Source organism: Reyranella sp. (assembly GCF_050185545.1).
Lineage (GTDB): Bacteria > Pseudomonadota > Alphaproteobacteria > Reyranellales > Reyranellaceae > Reyranella.
In genome coordinates this window covers 19,854-29,309 of record NZ_JBFWZI010000087.1, presented here as the reverse complement: position 1 = coordinate 29,309, position 9,456 = coordinate 19,854, and the positions used below count along the sequence as shown (strand labels likewise).

3 protein-coding genes are annotated in these 9,456 nt (G+C 66.1%); 2 read left to right on the top strand and 1 reads right to left on the bottom strand.

The features are described from left to right. Positions 1–11 precede the first annotated feature (11 nt). Positions 12–4,175, top strand: coding sequence for a beta strand repeat-containing protein (locus tag AB7O82_RS21590; protein ID WP_428620144.1), 4,164 nt, complete (start codon positions 12–14; stop codon positions 4,173–4,175). 187 nt (positions 4,176–4,362) lie between these two features. On the opposite strand, the gene AB7O82_RS21585 is transcribed toward AB7O82_RS21590, so the two are convergent. Next, positions 4,363–4,659 carry a hypothetical protein gene (locus AB7O82_RS21585; RefSeq protein ID WP_428553978.1) on the bottom strand — a complete coding sequence of 99 codons (297 nt, stop codon included), beginning with the start codon at positions 4,657–4,659 and terminating at the stop codon, positions 4,363–4,365. A gap of 153 nt (positions 4,660–4,812) precedes the next feature. On the opposite strand from AB7O82_RS21585, the gene gltB reads away from it, so the two are divergent. Beyond that, on the top strand, positions 4,813–9,453 hold the full coding sequence (gene gltB / locus AB7O82_RS21580) for a glutamate synthase large subunit (RefSeq protein WP_428620148.1): 4,641 nt from the start codon (positions 4,813–4,815) through the stop codon (positions 9,451–9,453). Positions 9,454–9,456: the final 3 nt, after the last annotated feature.

Below are 9,456 nucleotides of genomic sequence, written 5' to 3'. Positions count from 1 at the left end.
CGGTGGTCGAGGTGAACTTCAACGGCCACAGCGGGCTGACCTTCTCGACCGGTTCCAGCGGCTCGGGCCTGTTCGGGCTGGCGCTCGGCAACTCGGGCGATAACGGCGTCACCCTCAACGCCTCGAATATCACCGTCGACAAGAACTACATCGGCATCCACGCCAACGGATCGGCCTTCGCCAACGCGTTCGACGGCGTCTACGTGTCGTCGCTGTCGTCGGACAACAGGATCGGCCTCAACGACTCGGGCGCGTCGGGCGTCGTCGGCAACGTGATCTCGGCCAACGGCCGCAACGGCATCGCGCTGCACGGCTCGGCCGACAACGTCATCGTCGCCAATCGCATCGGCACCAGCTTCGATGGCAACACGGCGATGGCCAACGGCCACAACGGCATCCTGCTCACCGAGGGCGCCAACGGCAACACGATCGGTGGAACGCTGTTCGTCGATACCGCCACCGGTCAGGTCAACAACCCCACGGGCGACAAAGGCACGGCGGCGCAGACCTTCATCGTGCCGCCGCTCGGCAACCTGGTCTCCGGCAACACCGCGGACGGGATCCTGATCGAGAACGGATCCGAGAACAACGTCCTGAATGGCAATTTCGTCGGCACCAACGCAAACGGCACCGCGGCAGTAGGCAACGGCGGCGACGGCGTCCGCATCGTCGACGCCGACGGCAACTCGCTGATCGGCTGCACCTTTGTCGAGAATCCGTTCGTCTACTACAACATCCTGAGCGGCAATGGCGGCAACGGCCTGCACGTCACCAGCTCCGACAACGTCACGATCCAGGCCAACTATTTCGGCATCGGCGCGTTCAACTCGGTCGTTTCCAACGGACAGAACGGCATCCTGGTCGACGGCGATTCGAGGAACACGCAGGTCGGCGGCGTCATCCCGCTCGGAAATGTTGCCGCCGGCAACGAGAAGAACGGCATCTACGTCACCGACACGGTGTCGGGCTTCATCACCTTCAACACCTTCGGCGGCCTGTTCCCGTTCCAGGGCGCGGCGCCCAACGGCAACGACGGAATCCTGATCGATTCGACCGGCGGCAACAACCTGATCCGAACCAACGTGTTCTCGGGCAACTTGAACAACGGCATCGAGATCGCCGGCGATGCCTGGGGCGTGACCGTCGATCCCAACATCGCCGGGCTCGATACCGTGGGCTTCAGCAAGACCGTCAACACGGGCATCGGCCTGCCGAACATGGCCAATGGCGGCCACGGCCTGCTGATCACCGGCACGGCGCACGGCAATACGATCGGCGGTTATCTCGACTCGGTGATTCCCCAGAACACGTTCTCGGGCAATGTCGAATACGGCCTCGCCATCACCGGCGCTGCATACGACAACCAGGTCTTCGACAACGTGATCGGCGCAAACGTCGCGCTGCTGCAGGCCCTGGGCAACACCGCCGGCGGCCTGCTGCTGGCGAGCTCGGGCAGCGGCAACGTGATCGGCGGGCCGACCATCGATCCCACCAAGCCGCGCTCGAATTTCATCGGCGGCAATGACGGCAACGGCATCACGATCGCATCGGGCGTCACCGGCGACGTGGTGGTCGGCAACTCGATCGGCACCGACCGCGCCGGCGCAGAGACCCTGCCCAATGACGGCCTGGCGATTGCCATCAACGGCAGCTACGCCAACTACATCTTCAACAACCGGGGAACTCCCGCGGACGTCAGCATCGGCCTGCCGCCGCAGGAGGTGGTGAGCCAGCTCGAAGGCCTCTACATCGGCTTCTTCGGCCGAGCCGGCGATCCGGCCGGCGTGAACTACTGGATGACCCAGGCCCTGACGCAAATGGCCGAGGGGAGCACACTCTCGCAGGTGATGCTCGACATCTCGAAGACCTTCGCGGCATCGCCCGAGAACGCACCATACTCGTCGCTCGCGACGCAGCCCCTCAACCCGCAGGACCCCCAGCAGGTCGCGCTCGCCACGTCGTTCATCGAGCAGCTCTACCAGCAGGCCTTCAACCATGCCCCCGATCCGGCCGGCCTGCAGTATTGGCTGGGCCAGCTGTTCTCGGGGGCGGTCGCATTTTCCGCCCTCGTCTATACGATCGAATCCGGCGCCCAGGCGCCCGATCAGGCGATCCTGAGCTACAAGCTCGAGGCAGCTTCGTACTTCACCCAGCTGGCGGCAGGCACCACGCCGTCGTTGGACGCGATGGAAGGTGCGGTCCAGAACGTCACCAGCCAGACCAGCTTCCTGATCTCCAAGGCGTCCACGGAGACCTACACCGACAACTCGGAAAACCAGGTCACCTACGCCACGGCCTTCGACCAGTTCCCGCTCACCGGCGTGCGGGGCGATTATGACGGCAAGGTCGTCCTGACCGGCAGTCACATCGTCAACGGCGCCAACCTGTCAGCGCTGTACAGCGGCCCGCTGCAGGACACGTCGCTCGGCACGATGTACGTGGTGGCGCCGGAATTCTCCGGCCAGACCATAACCAGCGCCAACTTCTACGGGCCGAACACCTCGATCTTCACGCCGTCGATCGGCATCGGCAACGTCATGGCCGTCGGCTCCTACGTCTACAGCGAGAGCGGCGTGCACGACCATGGCATGATCTATCAGGGGCCTGTCAGCGGTGGCGGCACCTGGACGCAGATCGACGTGCCGTCGAGCGCGGTCGGCGGCGCCATCGTCGAGGACACCATCCCGCACAGCGTGATGGGCGACCTGGTCGTCGGTAACTACGACCTGCAGGGCGTGCCGGAGTCGGGCAACGCCTTCATCTACAACATGGCGACGAACTCCTGGACGATCTTCGACCAGGGCTTCGGCGGCACCGACCAGCTCACCTCGGCCTATGCGGTCTGGCAGAACGGCATCGGCAGCTCGTCCTACACCATCGCCGGCGGTTCCAAGCACGGCACCGGCATCAACGAGGCCTTCCTGGTCAACTACGATTCGATAACCGGGATCTTCTCCGACCTGAAATTCTACAAGATCAACAACACGCCGGCCGCCCTGTCGCATTTCGAGGGCTTCTCGGCGGTGCCTGGCGGCCTCAATGCCTACTGCCAGTCCATCTCACAGGTCGCGATGGCCTTCATTCCGGTCAATGCGGATGGATCGTTCGGAGACGCCCATTGGTCCGATGTCGGCATGCCTGGCGCGCAGCTGACGACGGCGAACTCGATCTACCAGAACATCGGCATGGGTGTTTACACCCTGTCGGACTCGGACGCCGTGCCGAGCTACACGGCGGTCATCGACCAGTCGGACGTTAGCGAGCTCGGCGGTCTCATCATGCCGATCGGTTCGCTGAGCTTCTCCTACTCGACCTCGGTCGAGGGCGGCATCGGCGCGCTGGTCGTCGGTTCGCAGGCCCAGGGCAACCTGCTCGGCGGCTCGATCGGCAACGACTCGTTCGTCGGCACCGAAGGCGTGTCGATGGTCGACACGATCTATACGGGTGGCGGCGCCGACCTGATCCTGCTGTCGGCCGACCGCACCGAGCCGACCAGGATCGAGCTCTATGCCGGCAACAGCATCAGCAATCCATCGCCGGTCGCCCCGGGCCAGGTGCAGACGGCGGTGGTCCATTCGATCGTCGACGCCAACGACGTGCCGCAGCTCGGCTGGTGGGGCCAGGCGACGGCCCAGTTCGGCGGGCCGGTCTCCGACGCCAGCACCAACCTGGGGCACGGCACGGGCACCAGCGAGGACATGAGCGTGGTCACGAACTTCATCGCCGGGTCGGTATCCGGTCCGGGCGACTCGGTCGACCTGTCGCTGTCGGCGTTCAGCGGCCTGCTGGCCAGCAACAATCCGCTCATCGGACCGGGGCTGGGGGACGCGGTGTTCAGCAACACGGTCGTTCCCGGAGGGACGGTCACGGTCGGCAATGCCAACGTCCTGATCCTCGGGGGCGCGTTCTCCGATGCCGCGGCGGTGGCGGCCGCCCTGGTCGATTCGAGCACGGCGATCAATTTCAGCGTGGCTCAGATCAACAGCGTCAACCATTACATGGTCGCGTACCAGGATTTGACCGGCAACGTCCGCATCGCCGACATGGATATCCATAACGCGGCCGCCTACACCAACACGAGCACTGTCGCCACCCTGGCGGTGTCGGACATGATCCAGCTCGCCGGCGTGTCGCTGCTCCAGCTGCAGGAGTCGAACATCCAGTTCGTGGTGTAGTGGCCCTCTTGCTTACCTCCCCCGTCTTCCGGGGGAGGTGGCCCGCAGGGCCGGAGGGGGAGAGCCTCAGTCGAGGTTTTTCCGATCCCGACGTCGGAATCTCATGAATCTCGTCTGAGGCTTTCCCCTTCCGCCCCCATCGGGGCACCTCCCCCGTATGACGGCGGAGGAATGTGAGAGGGGAGAATCAGTAAAACCCGTAGCGCTCCGGCTTGCGGTTCTCGCGCACGCAGAGCATCTGGGTCGCCGTCTCGGCCGGCAGCTTGATGCGCTCTTCCTCGCATTTGTCGTAGGTGTAGGGGCCGCCGAAATATTCCGGCCCGCCCAGCACGGTCAGGTAGGGTTTCTGCAGGTACCAGCCCGGTCCATTCCAGGCTTGGCTGACGCTCGGTCCGCAGCCGGCGAGCCCGAGAGCCGGCGCCAGGACGGAGAGGCCGACGGCCAAAGGGCGAAAGGCCCGACGGCGAACTGACTCGAGCGACATTTTACCGACCATCTCCCCCAGGCTGCGGCGGCAAGGTACAGCGGCTTTCGCGGCGCAACAAACGCTTTCGCCGGGCCCCGCTGCCGGGCTAATAATGCCATGAGACCCGCATCCTGGGAAATCCTGCGCCGAAGGCGGGAGTGGAACAAAGTGATGGATCTGCCGGAAAGACAAGGACTTTACGACCCGCGCAACGAGCACGATTCCTGCGGCGTCGGCTTCGTGGCCGACATCAGGGGCCGGAAATCGCATGCCATCGTTCGCCAGGGCCTGAGCATCCTGGTCAATCTGGACCATCGCGGCGCCGTCGGCGCCGATCCCCTGGTCGGCGACGGCGCCGGATGCATGATCCAGATCCCGGATGCGCTGCTGCGCGATTGGGCGGGCCGGGAAGGGCTCGATCTGCCCGCCCCGGGAAGCTACGCCGTCGCCATGTGCTTCCTGCCGCAGGACGAGGCGTCGCGTACCTTCGCCGTCAAGCGGCTCGAGCATTTCATCAAGGTCGAGAAGCAGAAGCTGATCGGCTGGCGCGACGTGCCGACCGACACGACCGGGCTGGGCAAGGCCGTGATCGAGTGCATGCCGGTGATCCGCATGGCGATCGTCGGCCGTGGCCCCAAGCTCGCCGACCAGGACGCCTTCGAACGCAAGATCCTGGCGATCCGCAAGCAGACCCAGAATCCGCTCACCGACCTCGCCAAGAAGCACAAGCTGCCCGGTCTGTCGCAGCTCTACATGCCGTCCTTCTCGAGCCGCACCGTGGTCTACAAGGGACTGCTGCTCGCGCCCCAGGTCGAGAGCTTCTACGAGGACCTGCGCAACCCGCTGACCGAGTCGGCGCTGTGCCTGGTCCATCAGCGCTTCTCGACCAACACCTTTCCGTCATGGCGCCTGGCGCATCCCTATCGCTTCATCGCCCACAACGGCGAGATCAACACGGTGCGCGGCAACGTCAATTGGATGTATGCCCGCCGGCGCACAATGGAATCGGAGCTGATCGGCGCCGACCTCGACAAGATGTGGCCGATCATCCCGCACGGCCAATCCGACACGGCCTGCGTCGACAATGCGCTCGAGCTGCTGGTCGCCGGCGGCTACTCGCTGTCGCACGCCATGATGATGCTGATCCCGGAGGCGTGGGCAGGCAATCCGCTGATGGACGCCAAGCGCAAGGCCTTCTACGAGTACCATGCGGCCCTGATGGAGCCGTGGGACGGCCCGGCCTGCATCGCCTTCACCGACGGTCGCCAGATCGGCGCCACGCTCGACCGCAACGGCCTGCGCCCGGCCCGCTTCCTGGTCACCGATGACGACCAGGTCGTGATGGCCTCCGAGGCCGGCGTGCTGCCGATTCCGGAAGAGAAGATCGCGCGCAAGTGGCGCCTGCAGCCCGGCAAGATGCTGCTGATCGACCTCGAGCAGGGCCGCATAGTCGAGGACGAGGAGCTGAAGCGCACGCTGGCGGAGGCCGAGCCCTACGAGGAGTGGCTGAAGGAAACCCAGCACAAGCTCGAGGAGCTGTCGGAGATTCCCGAGTCGCCGATGCCGGCGCCGGCGAACGATCCGGCGACCCTGCTCGATCGCCAGCAGGCCTTCGGCTACACCCAGGAGGACATCCAGTTCTACCTCGAGCCGATGAGCAGCGTGCCGGACGATCCCGTCGGCTCGATGGGCACCGACACGCCGATCGCCGTACTCTCGCGCAAGCCCAAGCTGCTCTACAACTATTTCAAGCAGAACTTCGCCCAGGTCACCAATCCGCCGATCGATCCGATCCGCGAGGAGCTGGTGATGTCGCTGGTGTCGATGATCGGCCCGCGGCCCAACCTGCTCGGCCGCCAGGCCGGCACGCACAAGCGCCTCGAGGTCGCGCAGCCCGTGCTGACCAATGCCGAGCTGGAGAAGATACGCGGGGTCGAGGAGCTGCTCGACGGCGCCTTCCGCACCGCCACCATCGATACGACCTGGCCGGCCTCCGAAGGCGCGGCCGGTCTGGAGGAGGCGCTCGACCGCGTCTGCGCCGAGGCGACGGATCACGTGCTCGCCGACCGCAACATCCTGATCCTGTCGGATCGCGCCGTATCGCCCGATCGGGTGCCGATCCCGGCCCTACTGGCGACCGCCGCCGTGCACCATCACCTGATCCGCCGCGGCCTGCGCACGCAGACCGGCCTCGTCGTCGAATCGGGCGAAGTCCGCGAGGTGCATCATTTCTGCTGTCTCGCCGGCTACGGCGCCGAGGCGGTGAATCCCTATCTCGCCTTCGAGACCCTGGAGCAGCTCAGGGTCCAGAACGGCCTTCCGCTCAAGGCCTACGAGGTTCAGAAGAACTACATCAAGGCGGTCGGCAAGGGCCTCCTGAAGGTCATGTCCAAGATGGGCATCTCGACCTACCAGTCCTATTGCGGCGCCCAGATATTCGACGCCGTCGGCCTGCACTCCGGTTTCGTCGAGAAGTACTTTACCGGCACCGCCACCACCATCGAGGGCGCGGGCTGGCAGGAGATCGCCGAGGAGACGGTGCGCCGCCATCGTGACGCCTACGGCGACAATCCGATCTACCGCGCCATGCTCGATCCGGGCGGCGACTACGCCTTCCGCCTGCGCGGCGAGGACCATGCATGGACGCCGCAATCGGTCGCGAAGCTGCAGCACGCCGTGCGCGGCAACTCGCCGGACGAGTACAAGGCCTTCGCGGAATCGATCAACGAGCAGAGCGAGCGCCTGCTGACCATCCGCGGCCTGATGCAATTCAAGTGGGCCGATGCGCCGCTCTCGATCGACGAGGTCGAGCCTGCCGCCAGCATCGTCCGCCGTTTCGCCACCGGCGCCATGAGCTTCGGCTCGATCAGCCGCGAGGCGCACACCACGCTGGCGATCGCCATGAACCGCATCGGCGGCAAGTCGAACACCGGCGAAGGCGGCGAGGAGGCGGACCGCTTCAAGCCGCTGCCCAACGGCGATTCGATGCGCTCGGCCATCAAGCAAGTGGCGTCCGGCCGGTTCGGCGTGTCGGCGGAATACCTGGTCAATGCCGACGACCTGCAGATCAAGATGGCCCAGGGCGCCAAGCCCGGCGAGGGCGGCCAGCTGCCCGGCCACAAGGTCGACGAGAACATCGCGCGCGTGCGCCGCTCGACCCCGGGCGTGGGGCTGATCTCACCGCCGCCGCATCATGACATCTATTCGATCGAGGACCTGGCGCAGCTCATCCACGACCTGAAGAACGTCAATCCGCGGGCGCGCGTCTCGGTCAAGCTGGTGTCTGAGGTCGGCGTCGGCACGGTTGCGGCGGGCGTCAGCAAGGCGCGGGCCGACCACGTCACCATCTCGGGCTTCGAGGGCGGCACCGGTGCCTCGCCACTGACCTCGCTCACCCATGCCGGCTCGCCGTGGGAGATCGGCCTCGCCGAGACACAGCAGACGCTGGTGCTGAACGGCCTGCGGGGCCGCATCGCCGTCCAGGTCGATGGCGGGCTGCGCACCGGTCGCGACGTCGCCATCGGCGCGCTGCTCGGCGCCGACGAGTTCGGCTTCGCCACTGCGCCGCTGATCGCCGCCGGCTGCATCATGATGCGCAAGTGCCATCTCAACACCTGCCCGGTCGGCGTGGCGACCCAGGACCCCGTGCTGCGCAAGCGCTTCACCGGGCAGCCTGAGCACGTCATCAACTACTTCTTCTTCGTCGCCGAGGAACTGCGCGAGATCATGGCGCGCATGGGCTTCCGCACGCTGAACGAGATGATCGGCCGCGTCGACAGGCTCGACATGCATCGTGCGGTCGATCACTGGAAGGCAGGCGGCGTCGACCTGTCGCGGCTGCTGCACGTCGCGCCGGCGCGCGAGGGCGTGGCCATCTGGAACTGCGAGCAGCAGAACCACGGCCTCGACAAGGCGCTCGACCACCAGCTGATCGAGGCGGCGGAGCCGGCGCTCGAGAAGGGCGAGCCGGTGCAGATCGAGCTGCCGATCGGCAATGTCAACCGCACGGTCGGCGCCATGTTGTCGGGCGAGGTCGCCAGGCGCCATGGCCATGTCGGCCTGCCCGAGGGCACGATCTCGGTGAAGCTCACCGGCACCGCCGGCCAGAGCTTCGGCGCCTTCCTGGCACACGGCATCTCGCTCGATCTGACGGGCGACGCCAACGACTACGTCGGCAAGGGCCTGTCGGGCGGCCGCGTGGTGGTGCGCCAGCCCGGCGGCACGAGCCGCGATCCTTTGCAGAACATCATCGTCGGCAACACCGTGCTCTACGGCGCCATCGGCGGCGAGGCCTATTTCGAAGGTGTCGCCGGCGAGCGCTTTGCCGTGCGCAACTCGGGCGCGGTGTGCGTCGTCGAGGGGACCGGCGATCACGGCTGCGAGTACATGACCGGCGGCGTCGTGGTCGTGTTGGGTGACACCGGACGCAACTTTGCGGCCGGCATGTCGGGCGGCATCGCCTATGTCTATGATCCCAAGGCGCGCTTCCGCGAGCTCTGCAACATGTCGATGGTCGAGCTGGAGCCTATTGGCCCGGCGTCGGCGGATCGCGACAGCCCGGGCCGCCCGCGCCAGCGCGCGCTCAACGCCGACGACACCGGCATGGGCGATGTGCTGGCCTTCGATGCCGAGCGCCTGCGTATCCTCGTCGAGCGGCATCTCCTGCACACCGGCAGCGCGCGGGCGCGCGAGCTCCTCGATGATTGGGATGCGGCGCTGCGCAGCTTCATCAAGGTGATGCCCAAGGACTACAAACGGGCCTTGCTGCAAGCCAAGGAGCGCGCGGCGGCGAAAGCGGTGGCGGCAGAGTAGGGC